This is a genomic window from Sphingomonas sp. QA11 (assembly GCF_028473665.1).
Classification (GTDB): Bacteria; Pseudomonadota; Alphaproteobacteria; order Sphingomonadales; family Sphingomonadaceae; genus Sphingomonas; species Sphingomonas phytovorans.
This window is the reverse complement of the sequence record NZ_CP098774.1, coordinates 5560751-5582810: the sequence shown is the minus strand read 5'-3', so window position 1 is coordinate 5582810 and position 22060 is coordinate 5560751. Positions and strand designations below refer to the sequence as shown.

Annotated in this window: 20 protein-coding genes; 2 read left to right on the top strand and 18 right to left on the bottom strand. The window is 65.0% G+C overall.

The window, feature by feature from the left end:
* Nucleotides 1-11 precede the first annotated feature (11 nt).
* The 8 genes from NDN01_RS25870 to NDN01_RS25840 all read right to left on the bottom strand — a co-directional run bounded on the left by NDN01_RS25870 (nt 12) and on the right by NDN01_RS25840 (nt 3789).
* Nucleotides 12-293, bottom strand: coding sequence for a helix-turn-helix transcriptional regulator (locus tag NDN01_RS25870; protein ID WP_044417548.1), 282 nt, complete (start codon nt 291-293; stop codon nt 12-14).
* A 138-nt stretch (nt 294-431) separates the two neighbouring features.
* A complete protein-coding gene (locus NDN01_RS25865) occupies nt 432-926 on the bottom strand; it encodes a DUF2285 domain-containing protein (RefSeq protein ID WP_272625094.1) in 495 nt (164 codons plus the stop codon).
* On the bottom strand, nt 901-1191 hold the full coding sequence (locus tag NDN01_RS26055) for a transcriptional regulator domain-containing protein (RefSeq protein WP_443025176.1): 291 nt from the start codon (nt 1189-1191) through the stop codon (nt 901-903). Before NDN01_RS26055 ends, NDN01_RS25865 begins: the two co-directional genes overlap by 26 nt.
* Before the next feature lie 119 nt (nt 1192-1310).
* The gene (locus NDN01_RS25860; RefSeq protein WP_272625093.1) at nt 1311-1574 is read right to left on the bottom strand and encodes a DUF2285 domain-containing protein; all 264 of its coding nucleotides are present in this window, start codon (nt 1572-1574) and stop codon (nt 1311-1313) included.
* Nucleotides 1575-1703: 129 nt separating this feature from the next.
* Nucleotides 1704-1949 carry a helix-turn-helix domain-containing protein gene (locus NDN01_RS25855; RefSeq protein ID WP_272625092.1) on the bottom strand — a complete coding sequence of 82 codons (246 nt, stop codon included), beginning with the start codon at nt 1947-1949 and terminating at the stop codon, nt 1704-1706.
* 190 nt (nt 1950-2139) lie between these two features.
* The gene (locus tag NDN01_RS25850) at nt 2140-2466 is read right to left on the bottom strand and encodes a DUF736 domain-containing protein (protein ID WP_272625091.1); all 327 of its coding nucleotides are present in this window, start codon (nt 2464-2466) and stop codon (nt 2140-2142) included.
* A gap of 575 nt (nt 2467-3041) precedes the next feature.
* A complete protein-coding gene (locus NDN01_RS25845; protein WP_272625090.1) occupies nt 3042-3482 on the bottom strand; it encodes a hypothetical protein in 441 nt (146 codons plus the stop codon).
* 142 nt (nt 3483-3624) lie between these two features.
* Nucleotides 3625-3789 carry a hypothetical protein gene (locus NDN01_RS25840; RefSeq protein WP_169799504.1) on the bottom strand — a complete coding sequence of 55 codons (165 nt, stop codon included), beginning with the start codon at nt 3787-3789 and terminating at the stop codon, nt 3625-3627.
* 329 nt (nt 3790-4118) lie between these two features.
* Here NDN01_RS25840 and NDN01_RS25835 point away from each other — a divergent pair, with 329 nt between their 5' ends.
* The gene (locus NDN01_RS25835) at nt 4119-4676 is read left to right on the top strand and encodes a flavin reductase family protein (RefSeq protein ID WP_272625089.1); all 558 of its coding nucleotides are present in this window, start codon (nt 4119-4121) and stop codon (nt 4674-4676) included.
* A gap of 16 nt (nt 4677-4692) precedes the next feature.
* On the opposite strand, the gene NDN01_RS25830 is transcribed toward NDN01_RS25835, so the two are convergent.
* The 3 genes from NDN01_RS25830 to NDN01_RS25820 form a co-directional block, all read right to left on the bottom strand.
* Complete coding sequence (locus tag NDN01_RS25830; RefSeq protein WP_272625088.1) at nt 4693-5625, bottom strand: DUF2493 domain-containing protein; 933 nt, start codon at nt 5623-5625, stop codon at nt 4693-4695.
* A 317-nt stretch (nt 5626-5942) separates the two neighbouring features.
* Entirely contained in the window at nt 5943-6989 is a 1047-nt protein-coding gene (locus NDN01_RS25825; RefSeq protein WP_272625087.1) for a DUF7146 domain-containing protein, read from the bottom strand.
* Entirely contained in the window at nt 6989-11311 is a 4323-nt protein-coding gene (locus NDN01_RS25820) for a strawberry notch family protein (RefSeq protein ID WP_272625086.1), read from the bottom strand. The genes NDN01_RS25825 and NDN01_RS25820 overlap by 1 nt, the downstream gene beginning before the upstream one ends.
* A gap of 129 nt (nt 11312-11440) precedes the next feature.
* On the opposite strand from NDN01_RS25820, the gene NDN01_RS25815 reads away from it, so the two are divergent.
* Nucleotides 11441-11971 carry a hypothetical protein gene (locus tag NDN01_RS25815; RefSeq protein ID WP_272625085.1) on the top strand — a complete coding sequence of 177 codons (531 nt, stop codon included), beginning with the start codon at nt 11441-11443 and terminating at the stop codon, nt 11969-11971.
* A 107-nt stretch (nt 11972-12078) separates the two neighbouring features.
* Here NDN01_RS25815 and NDN01_RS25810 read toward each other — a convergent pair whose 3' ends face one another.
* The 7 genes from NDN01_RS25810 to NDN01_RS25780 form a co-directional block, all read right to left on the bottom strand.
* Complete coding sequence (locus tag NDN01_RS25810) at nt 12079-12492, bottom strand: hypothetical protein (RefSeq protein WP_272625084.1); 414 nt, start codon at nt 12490-12492, stop codon at nt 12079-12081.
* Nucleotides 12493-12563: 71 nt separating this feature from the next.
* Nucleotides 12564-12785 carry a hypothetical protein gene (locus NDN01_RS25805; protein ID WP_272625083.1) on the bottom strand — a complete coding sequence of 74 codons (222 nt, stop codon included), beginning with the start codon at nt 12783-12785 and terminating at the stop codon, nt 12564-12566.
* Nucleotides 12786-12844: 59 nt separating this feature from the next.
* Nucleotides 12845-14971 (bottom strand): ParB/RepB/Spo0J family partition protein, encoded by a 2127-nt coding sequence (locus NDN01_RS25800; RefSeq protein WP_272625082.1) that lies wholly within the window; start codon nt 14969-14971, stop codon nt 12845-12847.
* A gap of 171 nt (nt 14972-15142) precedes the next feature.
* A complete protein-coding gene (locus NDN01_RS25795; RefSeq protein ID WP_272625081.1) occupies nt 15143-16339 on the bottom strand; it encodes a DUF932 domain-containing protein in 1197 nt (398 codons plus the stop codon).
* A 273-nt stretch (nt 16340-16612) separates the two neighbouring features.
* Nucleotides 16613-19885 carry an error-prone DNA polymerase gene (locus NDN01_RS25790; RefSeq protein WP_272625080.1) on the bottom strand — a complete coding sequence of 1091 codons (3273 nt, stop codon included), beginning with the start codon at nt 19883-19885 and terminating at the stop codon, nt 16613-16615.
* Entirely contained in the window at nt 19882-21405 is a 1524-nt protein-coding gene (locus NDN01_RS25785) for a DUF6504 family protein (RefSeq protein WP_272625079.1), read from the bottom strand. Before NDN01_RS25785 ends, NDN01_RS25790 begins: the two co-directional genes overlap by 4 nt.
* Entirely contained in the window at nt 21320-22045 is a 726-nt protein-coding gene (locus NDN01_RS25780) for an ImuA family protein (RefSeq protein ID WP_336298333.1), read from the bottom strand. The genes NDN01_RS25785 and NDN01_RS25780 overlap by 86 nt, the downstream gene beginning before the upstream one ends.
* Nucleotides 22046-22060: the final 15 nt, after the last annotated feature.

The following is a 22060-nucleotide window of genomic DNA, read 5'->3' as shown; positions in this document are numbered from 1 at the left end:
GGCGGGCCGTCTCAGCGCGGCTGGCGGCCGGCGAAGCGGCGATCCGACGGCTCCTGCCGCTTGGCTGGAAGCACCGTGCCGCGCGGGTCAGAGGTCGAACTGACGAGGCCGCGATCGGCCCACGTCTGGAGATCCTCTATGGCGTATACGACTCGACCGCCGAGCTTCCTGTAAGCCGGGCCGGTGCCATAGGTGCGGTGCTTCTCCAGTGTGCGCTCGGACAGTCCGAGGAAGCGAGCGGCCTCCTGCGTGCGCAGGTAGCGTGGCGGGATGCCGGCGGTAGTTTCGGCCATTGTCGAGCCTCCGTGGTCTCATCGGGGGCCGCTGCCGTCAGGCGGCGGTTCGAGAGCACGGTGGCGTGAAGACGGTGGGTCGGACGATGTCGGAGATAGGAAGCTAATTTCGACACGCCTCGGGCGGTCGCTAGCGGCCTATGATCTACGGGGTCGGCGCAGGAGCGAGCGGTAGCCGCCGCTGACCAATTTTTGGCCGTCTCGCGCCAGCCGGATGGTGATTTCGCGCAGCGCGTCTCCGGCCCAGGAGGCGGAGTCGATTTTATGACCAGGGAACAGAACCTCCCCGATCGATCGATATGTCGCGCCGGCACGACGTCCATCGACCGCACGCAGCATTTGGCGCGCGCGCTCGCGGCGCTGCGGCGTCAGTCGAGGGTCGTTCGGTACCCGCTTGCCCTCGATCGCGCTCCAGAACCGGGTCAGCGCGGTCTGTCGATCCGGTGTGAGGTCATCGAACATGACCATAGCCGCGAGCGGGCTTCCGTCCTGCGGGTCCGCGAGGGTGACGTCGTACCGCTCGCCGCGAATATCGAGCCTGAGATGAGCAGGGTCGTGCTGGAATATGGCGAAGAGGCGCAGTTCGCCGGCAGTGATGGAAAAACCGTCAGGACGCGGACCTGCGGCGAGCAATATTGCTGTCGGATCGATTTGCGGGGTCCAGAAGATCTGCTGGGTGTGAGCCGGGATAAGAGGGTCGGCCCCGAAATCGCAACCCCCATAGGTTCGCGAACTCTTCGGCCGCTTCGGGTGAAAGCCAACCGCTGGACACAAGATCCTGATAGGCTTTCCGGTAGTCGGGGTTCCGACGCAGAAATTCCCAGGCGACATCGCCCGGGGTTAGATTGTCGATGTAGTCATAGGCGGTCTCCGACCGCCAAGTTTCATCTTCGGACACTCTCCAACGCCTCCGCGCAATTGAGCCGCAACGCGAGTCAAGCAGCGGTGACGATCCCAAGTTGGGCGTGGCTTGGGAAGAACGGAGTGGGATCAACGTGATGCAGGTTCTGCATCACCTCAATGAAGGCGGCGACCGAGAAGCTCGGAGAAGCCGTTCTCGGTCATCCATTTCGCCCGCGCCATATGGCTGGTGTAAACACGCGCAGCCCGCTGGGCATCCTTCTCAGGGTCGAGGCCGAATATGACGGTGACCGCTTCTTCCCAACACGCACCGTCCGCCTCGGCATCCAGCAGGCGCAGATAGATTTTCAGGTGCTCGCGATCGTAGGGCGTAAGCACCGCGCTATCAGGTGGCTGGTCTAGAAAGTTTGTTTTGGTCACACCGGTCCCCTGAAGTCATTCTTATCCATTCCGGTGGCATTTGTTAACCGTGTCTTGGTTGCATCGCAGCAAAAACTGCGCCGTTTGTGGCAACGGCGCACGCTGGGCATGCGGTCGGCAAGGAAAACGCTATCGCTTGTCGATTTTCCCACGAACCACCATCACTCCTTCGCCTTGGTCGGTAGTCAGGAAGAGGATGCCATGGCCTTCAAGCGCCCGACGCACCTGATCGCGCGTCGTCTCATACACCTCAAGTCCGCTTGCGGATTCGAGGCGTTTGAGCGCGGTCAGTGATACCTGGGCCTTGTCAGCGAGCGTCTCCTGATTCCATCCAAGCAACGCGCGTGCGGCCCGCGATTGTCGGGCGGTGATCATGCATGATCACCTCCCACTCAGACCGACGCTCATACCAGAACTACGACTATAATAGTCGCTCTTGAGCGCCGGCGCTACCCGATACTGCCCTTACGGGTTGGCCTGACAGCCTTTGGAATCGTAACTGATTCGGTCGCTCACAAAGCGTTTGGCCCCGCCCGGAGGGACCGGGCGGGGCGTCACGCTGACCTCAGTCGCCGTTGCGGCGGTTGGGGCGGGACCAGATGAGGCTGTAGCCTTCGCCTTCCTCGTCGTCGAAGAGGTTGGCGTAGATCGGGGCGTTGAAGCTGGGATCGTCGAGCTTCAGGCCCAGATAGGCACGGCCCTCGTTGGAGGTCTTGGACCAGGCGGCGCCGATCTCGGCGCGGCCGACGAAGACGCGGTGGCTGGGGGCGTTCTCGCCGGTGGCGCGGGCCTCGGAGACGATGCGGACGTTCTTGGTCTGCAGGCTGAGGGTGACGATTTCGCCGGTGAACTCGTTGTTGCCGGTCTTCTTGAAGGTGCCGATGGTCGCCATGGTAGTTCTCCTTGAACTCTGTTCCGAGCCCGCACCATTGCGGCCTCGATGGCGATCGACGGGCCGGAGGCGATTGACGGCGCACCCCGTAGGGGCCTGACAGCAAAGGAGGGGCTTTCTTGGTGCGCGAGGAATGACGGCGCAGCCGGCAGGGGAAGAAAGTTTCGACGCCGCTGTTGCGGCATAGGCGATCGAGGCGAAGCCGGCCTTCGGCCAGATCAGCCCATTGAAGAGGCCGTTTTGGAGCTGTCTACCTGACAGAGATGCATCACAGGAGAACGTGGCGACCATCCCGGACCGATGGACCGTGACGACGCCTGACACAGCGGTTCAAACCCGCTCCGCCAGACACTACATCCCGCCGACCACTGCCCGTCGCCCGAGATCGCCCCCTCTCGGCCACTAGCACCGTCGGCCGCGCTGTCACGGCATTGCCCCCAGCACCGTCACCGAGGGCATGGCGCGTCGGTTGGGTCAGCCGTCGATCCGATCAACGCGATTGCAAACGACCCTGCCGACAAGGAGCGCGGCAGGTAAGACATCAACCCACCGTCCTGCCGCCGTCGGCAACGATGTCAGGCTCGCGCGACGTTCTGTCCGGCTTCTCCGGGCGCGGCCATTGCTGTCACCCGGATCAGCGCCGCGATGCCAACGGCGATTGCGCCGATGATGGAGAAGATGATCTGCCAGGTGTCGGAGGGCATCGTGTGTTTCACGATGCCATGCGTCGCGTGGTAGCCCGCGAGCGCCGCCGGTGCGACAAACGCAAGAGCGATCGCCAGACGTATCCAGAGCGATCGAATGAAGGCGAGCAGAAACTGACCGATGCCCAGCGTCAGCGCAGCGGCGGCGAAGCCAACGAGGATTGCGCCGAGCCAGCCGGAGCCGGTCTGATAGGCCCATGTCCCGGCGCTGACGCCCGCGAAGAACGGCAGCGCAAAGACAGCCAGCGTGAACAAAAGCCAGCACAGGCCGCCGATCGCGGCGATGCTGGCGAGGATACCGATAAAAATCATGGCGGTGGTCTCCGTGAGAAAAAGGTCTGACGGTCGCGCCTCCACCACCACCACGGCGCGATCTGAAGTATAGCGGAAGATGACTGTCGACGGGAGCGGAAATCAGTTCGATTTCCGCGTCCTCGACTGGCGGTCGCCCCGATCATGGGGCGAAGGGATCGATCTCCGCGACGACCTCGGCGTCGCCGTCGAACTCGGTGATGGGCGTGACGGAATGGGTGCCGTCGCCAGCCTTGAAGATGATGATCGCGACCATGAGGGTGGTGGCGAGGCTGAAGGCGTAAGCGTGTGCGTCGTTGAGGGACATCGTACCGGCTCCTGTCTTGGAGGCGGGGGACCATCCCCCCGCGTGACAGGCGCCCGATGTGTCCGGCCGAGGGCCGCAATCACCGCGTCGGCGAAGCAAAGCGGCGGCATGCTCGCATAACCGACCCTTTACGGGTTGATGGCGTCAGGCCCTCGGCCGGACCAAGGATCAGCGAATGGATGCGGGGGTGGTTTTCCGTCGGTGAGAGGAGCTATCGCACGATTGGACTTCGATGCATCTGCCGTGTCCGCCAGGGAACCAACCGGTCGTGATGCAGTCGACATCAGCCGCTATGATGCGGCACGAGCAACTGCCTGCGAGGTCGCTGCATGACGAAGATTCCAAAGATGAGCGATTTCCCCGTTGGTCAGGTGCGCCGCTATCTGGAGCCGGGACCGATCGTGCTGGTGTCCTCGAAGTGGGAGGGCAAGACCAACATCATGACGCTCGGCTGGCAGACGATCCTGGAATTCTCGCCGTCACTCGTCGGCCTGATGACCTCGGGCGGCAATCATAGCTTCGAGATGATCCGCAACAGCCGCGAGTGCGTCATCAACCTGCCGACGACGGCGCTGTCCGACACGGTGGTCGGGATCGGCAACACGTCCGGGCGCGAGATCGACAAGTTCGCCCATTTCGGGCTGACGGCCGAAGACGCCGCCGAGGTTGATGCGCCGTTGATCGGCGAGTGCCATGCGAGCTTCGAATGCCGGTTGTACGATGCGCTGGTCGAGAAGTACAATTTCTTCATTTTCGAGGTGGTGAAGGCGCACGTCGCCTCGTCGCCGAAGCACCCCGAAACGCTGCATTATACGGGCGACGGTGTATTCATGGTTTCCGGCAAGATCATCAGCCGGCGCTCCCAGTTCCGGCCCGAGATGCTGTGATCGAAGTGGGTGGCGCTCACGCGCCACCCGTGCCGAATTTCCAGACGGGGATGCCAAGCTTCTTCGCCTTGTCGGCGAGGTTGTCCTGAATGCCGGTGCCCGGGAAGTGCATGACCCCGATCGGCAGGACGTCGAGCATCTGATCGTTGCGCTTGAATGGCGCGGCTTTGGCATGTTTGGTCCAGTCTGGAGCAAATCCGACCTGCGGCACCTTGCGATGGTCGGCCCAGCGGGAGGCGATCTTTTCGGCGCCCTTCGGTGATTTGCCGTGGATCAGCACCATGTCGGGATGCTTGGCGTGAACCTGATCGAGCTTGGCCCAGATCAGCCGGTGATCGTTGAAGTCGAGTCCGCCGGTGATGGCGATCTTCGGACCGGCCGGCAGCAGCACCTCGTTGTCGGCGCGCTTCTTCGCGGCAAGGAAGTCGCGGCTGTCGATCATCGCCGAGGTCAGGTTGCGATGGTTGACCATCGATCCACTGCGGGGACGCCAGGGTGAGCCGGTGTGTCGTTCGTAGTGCTCGGCGGCCTGGTCGCGCATCAGCTCGAAGGCGTTGCGGCGCTCGATCATCGTCTGGCCTTCGGCCGTCAGGCGTTCCAGCTCGACCGCCTTCACCTCGGAGCCATCCTGTTCGCGTTGCCCGCGGCGCTGCGCTTGCTCGTTGTCGTCCAGCTCGCGTTCGATCCGGTCGGTGGCGCGGTGGAAGACGTTGACGGTCGACCAGAGGAGATCGTCGAGGTCGGGCTCGAGGCGGGTGTCTTCCAGGGTGACGATCAGGGCGTCGAAGATATCGGCAATGGCGCCGGCGACGTGGTTGCCTTCGGGGAGTGGCCTTCCGTCGGGTTCGTCCGCAAAGGGTCGGTAGCCATAAAGCTGAAGTTCGGAGAGGACGTGGTCGGTGGGGGATGATTCGTGATGCGGCTCGTAGCTGTCGTCGTGCTCGCTCATCGGGATGCTCCTTCGTCGGTGTGACCGCGACCCTCGCGGCCTTCTGGCGACGAAAGCCGGCAGGCGGACCGGACCTGCACCCGGAGCGCAGCGAGAGGGCTGGAGCGCAGCGGAGGACGGCGAAGGCCGGCTATTTTGCTTCGCGATGGAAAGGCCCGACGGGCCGCCGGAAAATAGTCGGGCGCCGACGTTGTCGGTCCGGGCCGTTTGCTGGCCGATCGCCCTTTCGAAGGCCGGATTGCGGCTCTCCCCGACACCTGGGAGCATCCGAGCGAGTGCTACGCGACGGCGTTGCCGCCACCAGCATTCCCTGCCGGTTATGCCGCCAGCGCCATGAAGCGCGCGACGTCCTGGGGAGCGATCTGTACCCGTGCCGCTGCCCGCAGGCTTTCCAGTCCAGCCAAGCGGAGATCCTCGTTGAAGTCACCCAGCCTCGGAGACACGACGATCGCCTCGATCCCGGCCGCGTTCGCCCGTTCGATCAGCGTCGCCATCGCACCGTCGCCGGCCGGGTCGTTGTCGCGGGCGATATAGAGCCTGCGCAGTGTCTCGGGGAACAGGATGGCGGAGAGATGCGCTGCCGAGAGCGCCGCCGCCATGGCCATTCCGGGCAGTACGCATCGCAGCGACAGCACCGTCTCGATGCCTTCACCCGCCGCCATCACGTCGCCCGGCACACCGAAGCGGACCGCGTGCCCGAGAAGGTCGCCCATCGCTCGCCTCGGTGTGTCGATCGGCGCCTTGTCCGAGCCGTCCGGGGCGAGCCAGGTGCGATGCGCGCCAGTGATCCGGCCAGCCAAGTCGGTGACGGACGCGATCATCGCTGGCCAGGTCTCGGTCGGGGAATGCTCGTCAGGACGATAGTAGCAACGGGGGTGGAATCGCAGCGATCCGGTTCCGTGCAAAGCCGTAATCGCACGTTCCTGTAGATACGCTTCCACGACAGTGCCCAAAATCGGCTGCGACATGCCGACAAGCCTTCGTGCCGCTTCGGGCGATCCGGTTGGGGCCGGTGATCTGCGCTCGCCACCGTGCGGGTGCTCTGTCTCGGGATGTGGTATGGACAGGAAAATGCGCGCTTCATCGGCGACGTCCTTGAAGTCGATCAGGCCGCAGCTCTCGCGGATGACGTCTAGCAGGTCGCCATGTTCACCGGTCGCGGCATCGGTCCATTTGCCTGCGGCCCCCTTGCCGGTGTCGCCGCCTTTCAGGCGCACGAACATCGAGCGGCCCGGCGTGTTGCGGACATCGCCGACCAGCCAGTAGCGGCCTTCGCGGTGTCCGGCCGACAGATAATGACGGCAGACCGCCTCGGCTTGTCGGCCGAGACGCTGCGCCAGTTCGGAAGCATCATGACGGGCCATCACGCTGCCTCCCGCTCGCCGATGCGCTCGACGGGGAAGCGCTCCAGCACCTTGGCGAGGATCGACGGGCCGGAAGCATCGGTCGGTACGAAGAAACGCAGTTTCCACGAGATGATCTCGCTGAACAGGCCATAGGCCCGGAGGCGATCGCGCATGGCGTCGGTGAAGCCGGACAGCTCGATGCGGTTTGCGCCCATGACCCGAACGCGACGGAGTTGCATAGCCTCGGCGATGTCGAGGATCGTGCGGCCATCCATCAACGCCGTGAAGGCGTCGGTCGGCGTCAGCGAGCCTGCGCCCGTCGCCAATGCGCCTGCCACCCAGGCGGGAGAGACGCGGCGGCCAATGATGCGTTCCCCCGCATCGGTCTGAAGCCGATAGACACGGGTCGACTCGTTCGGCAGGCGCTTCCAGATCGGCAGCAGCAATCCGGCGACTATGTGGATCGTGCTGTCGGCGAATTCGGGCACCTCTGCAATCTCAGCGGTCCAGGCCTCCACGAAGCTGCTCCGGTCAGCTTCCTCCCAATGGCTTTCGTCCATAGAGCGGAGTGTGGCGTGATGCTGTTCCATCGGGCGGATCAGCGCGACGCGACGCTCGATCTCGCCATCGTCGAGCATGATGGATGGCGCCGAAACCTGTACGGCGGCACGGCCGGAGCGGCCGTTGACCAACAGCTTCGCGCGTGGGTCTGCGAGAAAATCGAACGCGCCATCGAGCGAGGTCGGCCGGTTGCGTTCGCGCCGTGTGATCGTGAGCAACTGCGTCTCGGCGCCGGCGCCCGGATGGACATGGATAGTGTGACGGTCGGTGACGATGAAGCTCTCGGCCTGGAGCGTCTCCAGCCCAAGGTCATAGACGCCGCTGGCGATGGCGCCCTCGATCTTGGCGTTAAGGAGTTGCTCGAACGCCGTGAACAGGATGCCCTGCAATTCGATGGTCAGCGCCAGCAGCCGGTTGAGGAAGGTGGTGATCGGCGGCAACTCGTCCTTGATGCCGTTGTCGTCCATCAGCTTCAGGCCGGTGGCGTCTTCGAACATCTGGAGCGAGCAACCCTCGACCTTGCCGCGGACCAATAGGAGATAGAGCTGGCGCAGCGCGTCGCGCGCATAGTGCGATTCCAGATTGTCCTCGGGCCGGAACAGGCCCTGACCGCCGGTCTGGCGCTGGCCGCGCGTGATCGCCCCCAGCGTGTCAAGCCGGCGTGCGATCGTCGACAGGAAGCGCTTTTCGGCCTTCACGTTGGTGGCGATCGGCCGGAACAGCGGTGGCTGCGCCTGGTTGGTGCGGTTGGTGCGACCAAGTCCCTGGATGGCGGCGTCGGCCTTCCAGCCGGGTTCGAGCAGATAATGGACTCGGAGCCGCTGATTCCGCGCCGACAGGTCGGCGTGATAGCTTCGGCCCGTGCCGCCAGCGTCGGAGAAGACGAGGACGCGCTTCAGGTCGTCCATGAAGGCGGAGGTCTCCGCCAGATTGGCGGAAGCGGCGCGGTTCTCGACGGCGAGGCGTTCGCCTTTCCTGACGATACGGCGGGACCGGCCCGTAACTTCCGCGACGATATCCGTGCCGAAGCGCTGGACGATCTGGTCGAGCGCACCGGGGACCGGTGGTAGGCTCGCTAGCGTCTCGATCAGGCGATCCCGACGCGCGCAGGCCTCACGGCTCTGGACGGGCTGGCCATCGCGGTAGACCGGCCGCGACGACAGATTACCCTCGCTGTCGGTGAAGGGCTCGTAGAGCTGCACCGGGAAGGAATGGGCGAGGTAATCGAGAACATATTCCCTCGGCGTTATGTCGACCCGGACGTCGTTCCATTCCTCGGTCGGGATCTCGGCCAGGCGGCGTTGCATCAGCGCCTCGCCCGTGGAGACGATCTGGATGACGGCGGCGTGGCCATCGGCCAGGTCCTGATCGATCGAGCGGATCAGGGTCGGTGTCTTCATGCTGGTGAGGAGATGGCCGAAGAAGCGTTGCTTGGCGCTCTCGAAGGCCGAGCGGGCGGCGGACTTGGCCTGACGGTTAAGCGTGCCGCTATCGCCGGTAATGTTGGCTGCCTGCATCGCAGCGTCGAGATTGTTGTGAATGATCGAGAACGCTCCGGCATAGGCATCGTAGATGCGCGTCTGCTCTGGCGTGAGCTGGTGCTCGACCAATTCATATTCGACGCCATCATAGGAGAGCGAGCGAGAGGTGTAGAGGCCGAGCGAGCGCAAATCGCGAGCCAATACCTCCATCGCCGCAACGCCGCCGTCCTCGATCGCCTCGACAAATTCGGCCCGCGTGGCGAAGGGGAAATCCTCGCCGCCCCAGAGGCCGAGCCGCTGGGCATAGGCGAGATTGTGGACGGTGGTGGCCCCCGTCGCCGAGACGTAGACGATGCGCGCATTCGGCAGGGCGTGCTGGAGACGAAGCCCGGCGAGACCTTGCTGCGAGGCGGCGACGTCACCGCGTTCGCCCTTTCCGCCGGCGGCGTTCTGCATGGCGTGGCTCTCGTCGAAGATGATCACTCCATCAAAATCGGAGCCCAACCATTCGACGATCTGTTTGACGCGGGAAAGCTTCTCGCCGCGATCGTCGGACCGTAGCGTGGCATAGGTGGTGAATAGGACGCCTTGGCCGAGCGTGATCGGCTTGCCCTGCGGGAAGCGCGAAAGCGGCGTGACCAGCAGGCGTTCCATGCCGAGCGCCGACCAATCGCGCTGCGCGTCCTCCAGCAGCTTGTCGGATTTGGAGATCCAGACCGCCTTGCGGCGTCCGCGCATCCAGTTGTCGAGGATGATACCGGCTGACTGCCGCCCCTTGCCGGCGCCGGTGCCGTCGCCGAGCATGAAGCCGCGTCGGAAGCGGACGGCGTTCTGCGCATCGTCCGGCGCGGCCGAAACGAGGTCGAAGGTCTCGTCGATGGTCCAGGCCCCGGCGAGGAATTCGCCATGGGCCTCACCGGCATAGATCACGGTTTCGAGCTGTGCGTCGGACAGAATGCCGTCGGTGACGATGCTGGCGGGGAGCGTCGGCCGATAGCTTGGCTTCGGCGGTGCGACCGAGGCCATCGCCGCCGACTGGACCAGCTTGGTCGGGTGCGGCTGCGCGCCGGGAATCCGGATCGACTGAGGCCCGTATTCCTCATAAATGGCGTCGGTCAGCCGGCCACCCTCGGGCGGCGTCCAGTCGACGGTTTCATAGGCGAGTTCGATGCCCTCGGGTTCAGCGAGGGTGCGGGCTAACGACGACGAGGCAGCGTGGGCAAGATAGCCGCGCACGGTGCGGGGCGTCGGTGCGGCAGACACGAGCGGCGGCAGCGCGACCGGCAGGCGCGGCGGGACCTGGGTTTCGATCCATCCGAGCAGCGTGGCGACGTCGGGCGCGACTCCGGCCGATGGCGGAAATACAGTGCGATCGTCGGCGGGCACCTTGTCGATGACGGTCAGCCGGGTCTCGATGGTCGTGCCATGCTTGGCGTAGACCGAGCCGTCGATCGCCGCCGTGAACACGACGGTGCCGCGCTCCTGCAAGCGGACAAAGGCGTCGCGCCAAGCAGGTAGCTCAGGTGCGAAGTTCGTGCCCGTGATCGTCACGAGCCGTCCGCCATCGGCCAGACGGGCCAGCGCCGAGGCGACGTGGCGATAGGCGGCGTCGGCCATCCGGCCAGAGACATTTGCCATCACCGAGAACGGCGGGTTCATCAACACGACGCTCGGCACGGCGGTCGGATCGAGATGATCATCGATCTGGGCGGCATCGAACCGTGTGACGGGGATGGTCGGAAAGAGCGAGGAGAGAAGCATGGCGCGGGTGTCGGCCAGTTCGTTGAGCGTCAGCCTCGCCCCGGCGATCTCGGTGAGGACGGCGAGCAGCCCGGTCCCGGCGGAGGGCTCCAGCACACGGTCAGCCGGTGTGATCGCGGCGGCCGCGAGCGCCGCGAGACCGAGCGGCACCGGCGTCGAGAACTGCTGGAAGGTTTGCGTCTCTTCCGAACGGCGAGTATGCGTCGGTAACAGGCTGGCGATCTTGGCCAGCATCGGCAGGCTTGCAGCCGGAGATCCGGACTTACGGAAAACCGCCTTTCCGTATTTGCGCATAAACAGCACGGTCGCCGCTTCACAGGCCTCGTAGGCCGTCTTCCAGTCCCATGCGCCGGAGGCGTCGGAAGCGCCGAATGCCGCCTCCATCGCGCCGCGCAGCGTCGCGGCGTCGACTGGCTGGCCCCGCTCAAGATGCGGAAGAAGGTGGTGGGCTGCGGCGAGGATGGCGGCCGCCGACGGGCTTGCGGCGATTGGAGACGACGCGGCCAGAACGGCCGCGGATGCGGGAGCGATAGTCATGGAGGACACCTCGGGAGAGCAGGAAACGGAAGAGCCGACAGGCGCTCTCTCTCGACCGCACCGGCTCGAACCCGTCCCGGCCCACCTCTCACTCTGGCGCGTCCGCGCCTGAAACGCGGTTGAGATTACTTGGTCAAATTGTTGGCGGTGTTGTGTGCCAACGTATTCTTCAACAATACCTTTGCGCCGGGTTCGAGGAGGCTGAACATCTCAATGAAGATACCGCATGCTGCGATGGCGCTGATCTTAGCCATGGTCTTGTCGGCGTGCGGCGCTTCTGACGGTAGACAGCGGGGCAGCGATCCACTGCTGACCGAGCTGGCCAAGCCAAATATCGTGATGGAGGCTGATCCGGTTCCGCCCTTTACCTATTGGGCTCCGGAAGGCGCGACGATACGAAACCATCCCCGGCAAGTAGGCGTATGGGTTGCGCAGGGGGCTGGCCAGCCAGATCGGTACTATTTCGGCGATCAATGCGGCGCGTCGGGATATCAGCAGTTCGTGGGGCGTTCGCTGGCAGAAATGCCGAGCGCGCCAACAGGAGCCGTTTGGCGGACGCACTGTTCGGCCTGCGCAGTTACGCAGGATCTGGCGATGGCTCGCTTAAACATCAGCTTCGATGAAAGAACCCAAACGATCGATCGCATTGCTTGTGGGTGATCCCTATCGGCGTGACGCACGCTGGATGCCATCCCTCCTCTAAAAGATGAGGAACAATGCTTGATCGGACCGCTGACGGAACTTGTCACGCGCGTGATCAGGGATGCTCATGACGTCCCTCCTGCAGCGAGGCGGTCGGCGAGCCAGCGGCCGCTGCTCATCCATTCGACGGTCTGCCCCGTCGTCAGGTCGAGGACATGGGCGCCTCCGGAGAAGCCGTCGATGCGCGGCTCGGAGGCGACGCCGGCCCATTGGAAGCCCCAGCGTCCGGCGAGGTCAAAGGTCTCGGCGCACCGCGTCACGAAGGTGATGAGGAGCTGCGGGTCGGCGGTGCCCGGATCGCGCATCCAGAGGCGCGTGGCGCCATGTACTGGCTCGATCGAAAGTAGGAACGGCTCGGCCGGAGGGTCTTCTGAGGCGTTCTGCGCCATCAGCTCGTTGTAGATGTCGAGCGCGCGCGCGGCGTTCTCGATGGTGCCCACGTCCAGCAGGCACGAGAAGCGTGTGAAATAGTCCGCCATGGCGGTCTCCTGAAACGAAAAGAGCCCGGCGTATGGCCGGGCTCGAGGTGGATATTGGGATGTGGCTTGGGTCAGTAGCCGAACTGCCAGGACGGCCACGGCTGACCGTCGTCGGAGGCGCGGACCGCAGCGTCGAGATAGGCGCTGTCGCCCTCAACGACGGTGGGATCGCGCACGGGCGTTTCGTCGATCACGGTCACGCGGCAGACGAGGCCATCTTCGACCTCGACGTGAACCGGGACGAGATACTGGAAGACGACGCGGCGCGGCGCGTCGGTGCCGGATATGTCCATCTGAAGGCTCCTTGAGAAAAGCAGCGGGGAGCGATCAGCGTCGCTCCCCGCCAAGAGGCTTATTCGGCGGCGATCAGGTCGGACGCATCCTCGTCGGCTTCGATCACGTCGTCATCGTCACCAGCGAGGAAATCCGGCAGCGCCTCGGCGTCACCGGCGTCGCCGCCCTCAGGCTGATCGGCAAGATCAGCGAGGCGCAGCGGTTCGGGCAGCCAGCCACTGTCGGCCAGGAGCCGTTCGGCCTCCTTGGCCATATCGCCCTTCTTCAGATGGTCGATGAGCTGGGCGGCTTGTTCGCCCTTCGCCTCGCGGACCGCTTCGAGGATGCGCGGCTTGGTCACGCGATTGAGGTAGTTGCCGAAGGTCGGACGCCAGCCGGCCTCGACCATGTCCAGCCCGGTCGCGCGCGTCAGGCGGTCGGCCTGGGCCAGCCGCATGTCGAGCGTATGCTGCGAAACACCGCTGGAGCTGTGCGGATTCGGCCGCTCGTAGAGAGCGTTGACGCCGTAGCTGACGCAGTGGGCCAGCAGCGCCATGCGGCTGGCGTCGTCGAGGCCAGCCAGCCAATCCCAAAGCGCATCGTCGTCCTTCGGGATGTCGCTCGCCCAGGCGTCGTGCCGCTCCTGCACCGCACGGGCGGGAGGGCTGTCGGCCAGACCCTCGTCCTGCGCGGGGAAGTAGATGTGCTTCACGACCGCTTCCATGGCGCCGTTATACATGCGGGTCATGAACCGGTCCGAGACGAGCTTGTGCAGCAGCGCCGTCATGGCGACATGCGGGTTGTTCGCGACGGCGTCGCGAAGCGCGAGCGTGCGGTAGGCGGTCAACTCGATGACCAGGCGCTCGGGCAGCGGCTTGATGGCATCGTCTTCGTCGTCATCTTCCGGCTCGGTGGGCTGGCCGCCGATGGTGATGACGGCGCGCTGGACCCTCGGGCCGGTGGATTCATACGATCCGCTATCGGCCTCCGACCCGGTGTTGCCGTCGACCGGTATGACCGGCACGTCCTCGGGTCGGACATAGCCACGATCGACCGTGAGCGAGCCGTCGGAGTCGACGCTGACGAACACGCCGGCGATGGCGATATCGACCGGCTCGTAGTGAACCGGACGATTCTCGAAGGTCGCGAGAGCGGTCTCGATTTCACCCAGACGCTGATCAACCTCATCCGGCAGCTCGTCGGCGTCCTGATACTCGGCTTCCAGCTTGGCCATCTCGGCGTTCAGCGCGTCGATGGTCGCCTGCTCTTCGGCCGCGAGGTCCAGCGGCGTGCCGGTGATCTCCTGCAGGCCGCGTGCCGCATCGTATGGGAAGCTGACAGCCACCTCGATCCACTTCCATCCTTCGGCCGCGATCGTCTCGGCTTCGGCCTTCAGCTTCTCGCCAACGAGGCGGTCGAGGAGACCCGCGTCCTGAAGCCATCCGCCGTCGTCGGATTGGAACAGGTCGCGCATGACGATGCCGCCCGCCGCTTCATAGGCCTCGATGCCGACGAAGACGGCACGCTTGTCGGAAGCGCGCACCGTCGTCTCGGTCAGCATACGCCGGATCTGGTAGGGTTCCTTGGACCAGGCGTCCTTGATCGCGTCCCAAACCTGCTGCTGGCGCGCATGGTCTTCGGAGACCGTGAACGCCATGAGCTGCTCCAACGTCATGCCGTCCTCGGCATAGACGTCGAGGAGGGCCTGAGAGACCGATGCGAGACGCAGCCGCTGCTTCACGACATTCACGGGCACGAAGAACGCCGCGGCGATTTCCTCCTCGGTCATGTGCTTGGCGCGCATGTCCTGAAAGGCGCGGTATTGATCGAGCGGATGTAGCGGGGCACGCTCGATGTTCTCCGCGAGCGAGACTTCCTCGGCGAGGATATCGCTGTCGCGGTCACGCACGATGCAGGGCACCGGCGCGATCTTGGCGAGGCGCTTCTGCTTCACCAGCAGTTCGAGAGCGCGGAAGCGCCGGCCACCGGCCGGAACCTCGAACATGCCGGTCTCGACGCCCTCGGCATCGAGGACGGGCTGGACGTTGAGGCTCTGGATCAGGCCGCGACGGGCAATTGAGGCAGCCAGGTCCTCGATCGAGACGCCGGCCTTCACGCGCCGGACGTTCGACTGGGACAGGACCAGCTTGTTGAAAGGGATGTCGCGCGAGGACGGCAGGGTGATCTTCTGAACGGCAGTAGCCATCGGGGTAGTCTCCGCGACGGGCGCCGAGAGACTCTCTCTCAACCCTAAACCCGTCACGAAGCGAAGCGCCGCCCTCTTCCTCTAAAGGGGCAGCGCCGGGGACCGGGATTGAGGACACGCGGAAGCGCAAAGCCGGAGACACGGAAATCCGCATCTCCGGCTTTGCGGATGTCAGGCGGCTCGATCGAGCAGCTTCTTCGCCTTGGCCTCCATGTCGAGGCGAGAGTCCTGATGGGGCTTGTCGCGTGCGACGGCGGTGATGCCCTGTACGAAATCGAAGATGCTCTCGGGCGGCCGACCTTCCTCGGCCAGCACGGTGTCGATGATCTTGCCGGTCTCGGCCTTTGAGAAGCCGCGGCGGCGCAGGAAGTCGGTACGATCCTCATCGGTGCGCGCCACGATCCGCTCGCGGGCCATCTTGATGCCGTTGACGAAAGGCACGGCTGAGGAATTGGCGAAGTTCGCAAGCGCCGGCGCTGCCTCATGGGCGAAGCGATTGGCGGCATATTTGGAGTGGCGGATGGTGATCTCCTCAAAATCCTCCACGCCCCAGAGGTTTCGATTCTGGCAGACCGCGCGCAGATAGAAGCTCGCCATGCCGAGCGTTTTGGCGCCAACCTCAGAGTTCCAGCAGTAGAAGCCCCGGAAATAGAGGTCGGGCGAGCCGTCAGGCAGCCGGCCGGCCTCGATAGGGTTCAGGTCATCGACCAGGAAGAGGAAGACGTCGCGGTCCGAGGCGTATAGCGTCGTGGTGTCCCTGGTGATATCGACGCGCGGATTGTAGATGCCAGTCGACCAGTCGAGCACGCCAGGCACTTTCCAGCGTGTGTCGCCCGTGCCATTGCCGGCAATGCGCTGCACCGCCTCGACCAGTTCGTAGTCGAAGATACGGCCATAGTCCGGACCGGTGACGGCGCGCAGTTCGATGCGGCCGTTATCGGTTTCGAGCGCCTTGATCTGCTCGGCCCGATTGGACGTCAGGCCATACTGCAGGTTGATCGCGGCGAGCGGCGCCGGGAGCTGGCGCAGATAGGCGGCCGGCGCGCCGACCAGGCTGGCCAATTGGCCGAAGCTCCAATGGGTGGGGGCGATGGGCGTATCGGTGCCCGGCAGGATCAACGCCAGCCGTTCCGGGTCGCCGCGGTTCGCTTCAACGTGGATGAGCGCGCTCTCGACCACGCGCGTCCGGCTGCGATCGGCGCGGTCGCGAACGGAGTGCGCCAGTTCGGACAACGACAGATACCGCTCGTCTGCCGGCCGGGAAAACCATTCCGACGAAACACGGCCGATCCGCTCACCGCGGCCGACATCGACCGCGTAACCGCCGCTGGCGTCGCGGCGCGCATCGAGAACTGAAACCTGGGTCATGAGACCAATCTCCATGACGGGCGCCGGAGACCTCTTCTCCAGCCCTCAACCTGTCACGGAAAATCCCACCGCACTCTCACTCTCAGGGGGCGTTGCGGGGAAGCCGCCCCGCAGAAGGGGTCGACCGAGACCGACAGGCTCGGGCGCAGGGGAAGGCTTTCCCCTCAAGGTCTAGTCCAAGGTTGAAGCGGCGGCCCGGATAGAATGTAGCGATCCATCGCTGCTTGAGCGTAGCGAACGCTAGTCGGCTTGGAAGGCGGCTATTCTACACTATTATCTGAAGTCTCGTGTTTTCACCTTAATCGAGTCGATGTGCAGATCGCGAACGTAGATGTCGCGCGTACGCAGGCCGTTGGGCGCCAGACCGCGCGGATCGGGCGTCGGCGAGCCGTGGTGGAATTCGTCGCCGCGGCCGTGCGGCAGCGGAAACGCACCGTTGCGGTCACCGACGCTGGCCAGCTCGGCCGAGAGATCGGTCAACCGCTGGGCCACGAGATGTACCACTTCACCCTCGCGCTGGACACGGCCACGCACGGCGACCATGCCGGCCGATAAGATGATGCGGCGGTTCTTCTCGAACATCTGTGGCCAAACGACAAGATTGGCTATGCCGCTTTCGTCTTCGAGAGTGATGAACATCACGCCCTTGGCGCTTCCCGGCCGCTGGCGGACCAGGACGAGGCCGGCCGCCTCCACCCAGCGCCCGTCGCGGGCGTCCATCGCCTCCTGGCAAGTGACGATGCGCCGGCGGCGTAAGTCGTCGCGCAGGAAGGCGACAGGGTGGCTACGCAGCGACAGACCGACATGGCCGTAATCTTCTACCACCTCCGCGCCTGCCGTCATCGGACGAAGACTGATGGCGGGCTCGCTGATTTCGGGCACGAGCTGCTGCTCGCGGGCAGTGGCCGCGGCGAAGAGCGGCAAGGGTTCGTCCCGTAGCGCCTTGATGGCCCAGAGCGCCTCGCGCCGGGCCATACCGAGCGCTGGTCGGAAGCCGTCACCGTCGGCGATCTGCACGAGTGCTGCGACAGGCACGCCGGCGCGGCGCCACAGATCGTCGATCGAGACGAACGGCGTGTCAGCCCGCGCGCCGACGATGGCGGCGGCATTGGCGTTGGCTAGACCCTTGACCATGCGCAAGCCAAGGCGAACGGCGAACCGGCTATCGTCGGCGGTCGGCTCCAGGGTGCAGTCCCAGCGCGATGCATTAATGCAGACTGGCCGGACCTCGACGCGATGGTCCTGTGCGTCGCGGACGATCTGGGCGGGGGCGTAGAAGCCCATTGGTTGGGAGTTGAGCAGCGCCGCGCAAAAAATATCGGGATGCCAGCATTTTAGCCAAGCCGACGCGTAGGCGATGAGCGCAAAAGAGGCTGCGTGGCTTTCGGGAAATCCGTAACTGCCAAAACCTTCGAGCTGCTTGAAGGTCTGTTCGGCGAATTCCCGCTCATAGCCATTGTCGACCATGCCGGTGATGAGCTTATCGCGGAAGTGAGAGACGCCGCCGGTGAACTTGAAGGTCGCCATCGACTTGCGCAGCAAGTCGGCCTCGCCGGGCGTAAACCCAGCGCATTCGATGGCGACGCGCATCGCCTGTTCCTGAAACAGCGGTACGCCCAGCGTCTTGCCAAGCACCTGCTCCAGCTCGGGCTTGGGATAGTTGACCGGCTCCAGCCCTTCTCGGCGGCGTAGATAGGGATGCACCATATCGCCCTGGATCGGACCAGGCCGCACGATGGCAACCTGGACGACGAGATCGTAATACGTCCGGGGTTTGAGGCGCGGCAGCATCGACATCTGCGCGCGGGACTCGATCTGGAAGGTGCCGAGCGTGTCGGCCTTCCTGATCATCGCATAAGTGCGTGGGTCTTCAGCCGGGATGGTCGAGAGATCCAGATGGACGCCCTTGTGGTCGGCCAGGAGGTCAAGGCCGCGTTTCATGCAGGTCAACATGCCCAAGGCCAAGACGTCGACCTTCATGAACTTCAGGGCATCGATGTCGTCCTTGTCCCATTCGATGACCTGGCGATTGGCCATGGCGGCCGGCTCGATCGGCACCAGCTCGTCGAGCCGGTCATGAGTCAGTACGAAGCCGCCAGGATGCTGCGAGAGATGGCGCGGCGCGCCCATGAGCTGGCGGGCGAGATCCAGCGCTAGGCGGAGCCGGCGATCGCCGAGGTTGAGGTTCAGCTCCTCGACGTGCTTGGGCTCGACGCCTTCTTCCGACCAGCCCCAGACCTGCGACGACAAGGTCTTGATCAAATCTTCGGTGAGACCGAGCGCCTTGCCGACATCGCGCAGCGCGCCCTTCGAGCGGTAGCGGATGACGGTCGAGCAAAGCGCGGCATGGTCGCGGCCATAGGCCTCAAACACCCACTGCATGACGATCTCGCGCCGCTCATGCTCAAAGTCCACGTCGATGTCGGGTGGCTCGCGCCGTTCCTCGCTTACGAAGCGCTCGAACAGGAGGTCATTTCGGCCAGGATCGATCGAGGTGATGCCCAGCACATAGCAGACGGCGGAGTTGGCAGCCGAGCCGCGCCCCTGGCACAGGATATCCTTGGAGCGCGCGAAGCGCACGATGCTGTTCACCGTGAGAAAGTAGGGGGCGTATTGTAGCTTCTCGATCAGCCGCAGTTCGTGCTCGAGCGTGGCGCGGACGCTGTCCGGGAGGCCCTCGGGATAACGCTCGGCGGCGCCTTCCCACGTCAGATTGGCCAGCGTTTCTTGCGGCGTCAGAGCGGGATCGTCGCGCTCCTCGGGATATTGATAGGACAGCTCATCGAGCGAGAACCGGCAGCGCTCCATGATCTGAACGGTCCGGGCAAGAGCCTCGGGATAGCGGCGAAACAGCCGGTGCATCTCCTCGGGCGGCTTGAGATAGCGGTCGGCGTGCCGTTCGCGCCGCTCCCCAAGTGCGTCGATGGTGACGTTATGGCGGATGCAGGTGACAACGTCTTGCAGGATGCGCCGTTCGGGCGCGTGGAACAGCACATCGTTGGTGACGATGGACGGCACCCGCATCTGCGTCGCGAGGTTGGACAGCTCGTGGAGACGAAGCTGGTCGTTCGGCCGTCGGCGCAGCGACAGCGCCATGTAAGCCCGATCGCCAAAGGCGTCACGCAGCCGCCGCAGGCGCAGGCCGCACTCATCGTCTGGGACGTCGGGCAAAAGGACGGCGAGCAGGCCATCGCCATAGGCGACCAGATCGGCCCATTCGAGGTGGCACTTCGCCTTACCGCCGCGTTTCTTGCCGAGCGAGAGAAGTCGGCAGAGCCGTGAATAGGCTGGTCGATCGGTTGGGTAGACTAGGACCGACATGCCGTCGGCAAGGTCAAGGCGGCAGCCAATAACGAGGCGCACGCCGGTGGTCCTGGCGGCCTCGTGGGCGCGGACGATGCCGGCCAGCGAGTTGCGGTCTACGATGGCCAGGGCCTCGATGCCGAGCATGGCAGCGGCGGCGAATAGTTCGTCGCAGCCGCTCGCGCCCCGCAGGAAGCTGAAATGGGAAGTGACCTGAAGCTCGGCATAGCGGGGGCTGGTCATCCGAACACCCCATGCAGGAACCAGCGGTGCGATCCGGTTGCCGCATCCTCGCCGTCGCCGGCGCGGTAGATCCAGTAGCGTTCGCCCGCGTCGTCCTCGACCCGGAAGTAGTCGCGCACCGCGACCAGCTCGGCATCGCGCTTCCACCACTCGCCAAACAGACGCTCTGGGCCGTCGGCGCGCTTCACGCGTCGCCGCACGCCGCGCCAGGTGAAGGATACAGGCGGATGATCGGGCAGCAGCGAGACGGTCTCGATTAATTCGGGCCGATCAAGCAGCCGCGGCGGGCGGGGCCAGTCGCCGGACCATGTCGCGCCTGTCTCGGGAGACATTGCTGGCACGCGGCATATGGAGCGCTCAGGCACGTCGCTGGCGACTGGCGCGACGCGGTAGATGCGCTGCTCGCCGACCCGATTGGCGAGGGTATCGACGAGATCGGAGACGTCGGCGACGGCGTCTTCGATCAGGGAGGTGACGGTCTGCTTGTCGGCGAGCGGTTCGGCGATCGTCGCGGTCAGTGCGAGGATCTCGATGCCGAAGCCCGGTTCGATGGTCTCGATCTTGTCGCAAAGAAGCCGGGTCAGGCGTTTGACGTCGCGCACTGGCAAGGCGGTGCCGACACGGATCGCCTGCATGATGTTGTCGACGCGGTGACAGAGCAGGTCGAGACGCAGTACGCCCATGCCGTGTTCCTCGAGCGCCGCGCAAAGCTCGACAACAAGTTTGCCGATATAGCGGGCGATCGTCTCGGCGGCGCCGATCGGCTCGGGAAAACTGCGGCGGACCTCGATCAGATTCTCCGACCGGATCGGCTCGATGAGTTCGGGCGCGAAGCCTAGCGCCTGGTCGATCCGGCGGCCGAGGTGTGGGCCGAAGCGAAGCGTGAGCGGCGCGCGCGGCTGCGCAAGCAGATCGCCGATTCGGTCGAAGCCCAGCGTTCGCAGATTGCCGATAAGGGCGGGCGACAGGCGAAGCGCCGCGATAGGCAGCGGCACGACGGCCGCTTCGGCGGCTCCCGGCTGGGAGATCACGATTGATCGGCCAGCGTAGCGTGCCAGCGCGTGTGCCGCACCCAGAGTGTCCGCGGCGGCAGCACGGGCGGCAATTCCCGAACCAGCCATGCGGTCGATCATTCCGGCGAGCATGGCCTGCTCGCCACCATGCAGATGATCGGCGCCGGTCGTATCGATAACGATCCCGTCTGGTGGATCGGCGGCGACGACGGGCGCGTAGCGTTGCATGATCCAGAGCGCGAGGCGGTCGAGCGCATCGGCGTCGGCCGCGGGCGTGGCGTCCTGAATGCCGAGGCCGGGGACGAGGGCCTGGGCCTTGGTCGCCGGCATCCCGACGCGGAGGCCTGCGGCATGGGCCGCAGCGTCCGTCGCGACCACCACCCGTCTTCTTCCATTATGGCCAATCAGGACGAGCGGCGCCTCAGCCGGAGGCGCCGTCTCGCCGGCTCCCCTGCGCACGCGATCCGTCGACCATGTGGGCAGGAAGAGCGAGACAACCCGTGTCATCGCACGCCTCCAGTTCGAAATCAGCACTCTCGCCCGCGCGTGCGCGGATCAACTCGACAAGCCAGCGATGTCGGCCGACGCCCGGCACGGGCAAAGCAGGTGACGGCAGGGCCGAAACCCGCCAGCGTGTCATGGCAGCGGTTGGCTGGCCGAAATCCGTGGCCTCGGTCTGTCGACGCCAGCGTCGAAGCGCGAGACCGATCGCGCCTGTGCCCTCAGCCGAGAGTTGAAGGCGGCGCGACGCTGTCATCGACAGGCGGCTGATCTCCGCAACAACGGCGCCGAGCCCGCCATGCCTAAGCCCTTCCTCGACACAGGCGAGGACGGTCTTGTCGTCGCCGGCCTCGACATAGATCACGCGATCTGGCGGAAGCCCGGCTTGGGCCAGCGCCGGAGCGAAGAGATCGGGACGGGTGATGCACCACAGGACCTTGCCCTTGGTGCGCGCGGCGATCCCGGCCGCGAAAAGCGCCGCGGCAGCGCCATCGATGGCGCCGTTACCGCCTCCCGCGATTTCGTGCAGCGCGCCCAGCGCCAGGCCTTCGCCAGGGAGTCGTGAATCCACCTCGGCGATTCCGAATGGAAGGACCGATTTCACGCGTCGGCTTCTGCCTTCGATCTTCTCGATCTGCGCGCGCAACGACTCTATGGCGGG

Coding starts and splice junctions, on each gene's coding strand:
- NDN01_RS25835 (WP_272625089.1), top strand. CDS start 4,119: ATGACGAAGATTCCAAAGATGAGCGATTTCCCCGTTGGTCAGGTGCGC.
- NDN01_RS25845 (WP_272625090.1), bottom strand. CDS start 3,482: ATGATTTTTATCGGTATCCTCGCCAGCATCGCCGCGATCGGCGGCCTG.
- NDN01_RS25795 (WP_272625081.1), bottom strand. CDS start 16,339: ATGACCCAGGTTTCAGTTCTCGATGCGCGCCGCGACGCCAGCGGCGGT.
- NDN01_RS25830 (WP_272625088.1), bottom strand. CDS start 5,625: ATGAGCGAGCACGACGACAGCTACGAGCCGCATCACGAATCATCCCCC.
- NDN01_RS25850 (WP_272625091.1), bottom strand. CDS start 2,466: ATGGCGACCATCGGCACCTTCAAGAAGACCGGCAACAACGAGTTCACC.
- NDN01_RS25785 (WP_272625079.1), bottom strand. CDS start 21,405: ATGACACGGGTTGTCTCGCTCTTCCTGCCCACATGGTCGACGGATCGC.
- NDN01_RS25855 (WP_272625092.1), bottom strand. CDS start 1,949: ATGATCACCGCCCGACAATCGCGGGCCGCACGCGCGTTGCTTGGATGG.
- NDN01_RS25800 (WP_272625082.1), bottom strand. CDS start 14,971: ATGGCTACTGCCGTTCAGAAGATCACCCTGCCGTCCTCGCGCGACATC.
- NDN01_RS25820 (WP_272625086.1), bottom strand. CDS start 11,311: ATGACTATCGCTCCCGCATCCGCGGCCGTTCTGGCCGCGTCGTCTCCA.
- NDN01_RS25805 (WP_272625083.1), bottom strand. CDS start 12,785: ATGGACATATCCGGCACCGACGCGCCGCGCCGCGTCGTCTTCCAGTAT.
- NDN01_RS25810 (WP_272625084.1), bottom strand. CDS start 12,492: ATGGCGGACTATTTCACACGCTTCTCGTGCCTGCTGGACGTGGGCACC.
- NDN01_RS25790 (WP_272625080.1), bottom strand. CDS start 19,885: ATGACCAGCCCCCGCTATGCCGAGCTTCAGGTCACTTCCCATTTCAGC.
- NDN01_RS25840 (WP_169799504.1), bottom strand. CDS start 3,789: ATGTCCCTCAACGACGCACACGCTTACGCCTTCAGCCTCGCCACCACC.
- NDN01_RS25870 (WP_044417548.1), bottom strand. CDS start 293: ATGGCCGAAACTACCGCCGGCATCCCGCCACGCTACCTGCGCACGCAG.
- NDN01_RS25825 (WP_272625087.1), bottom strand. CDS start 6,989: ATGGCCCGTCATGATGCTTCCGAACTGGCGCAGCGTCTCGGCCGACAA.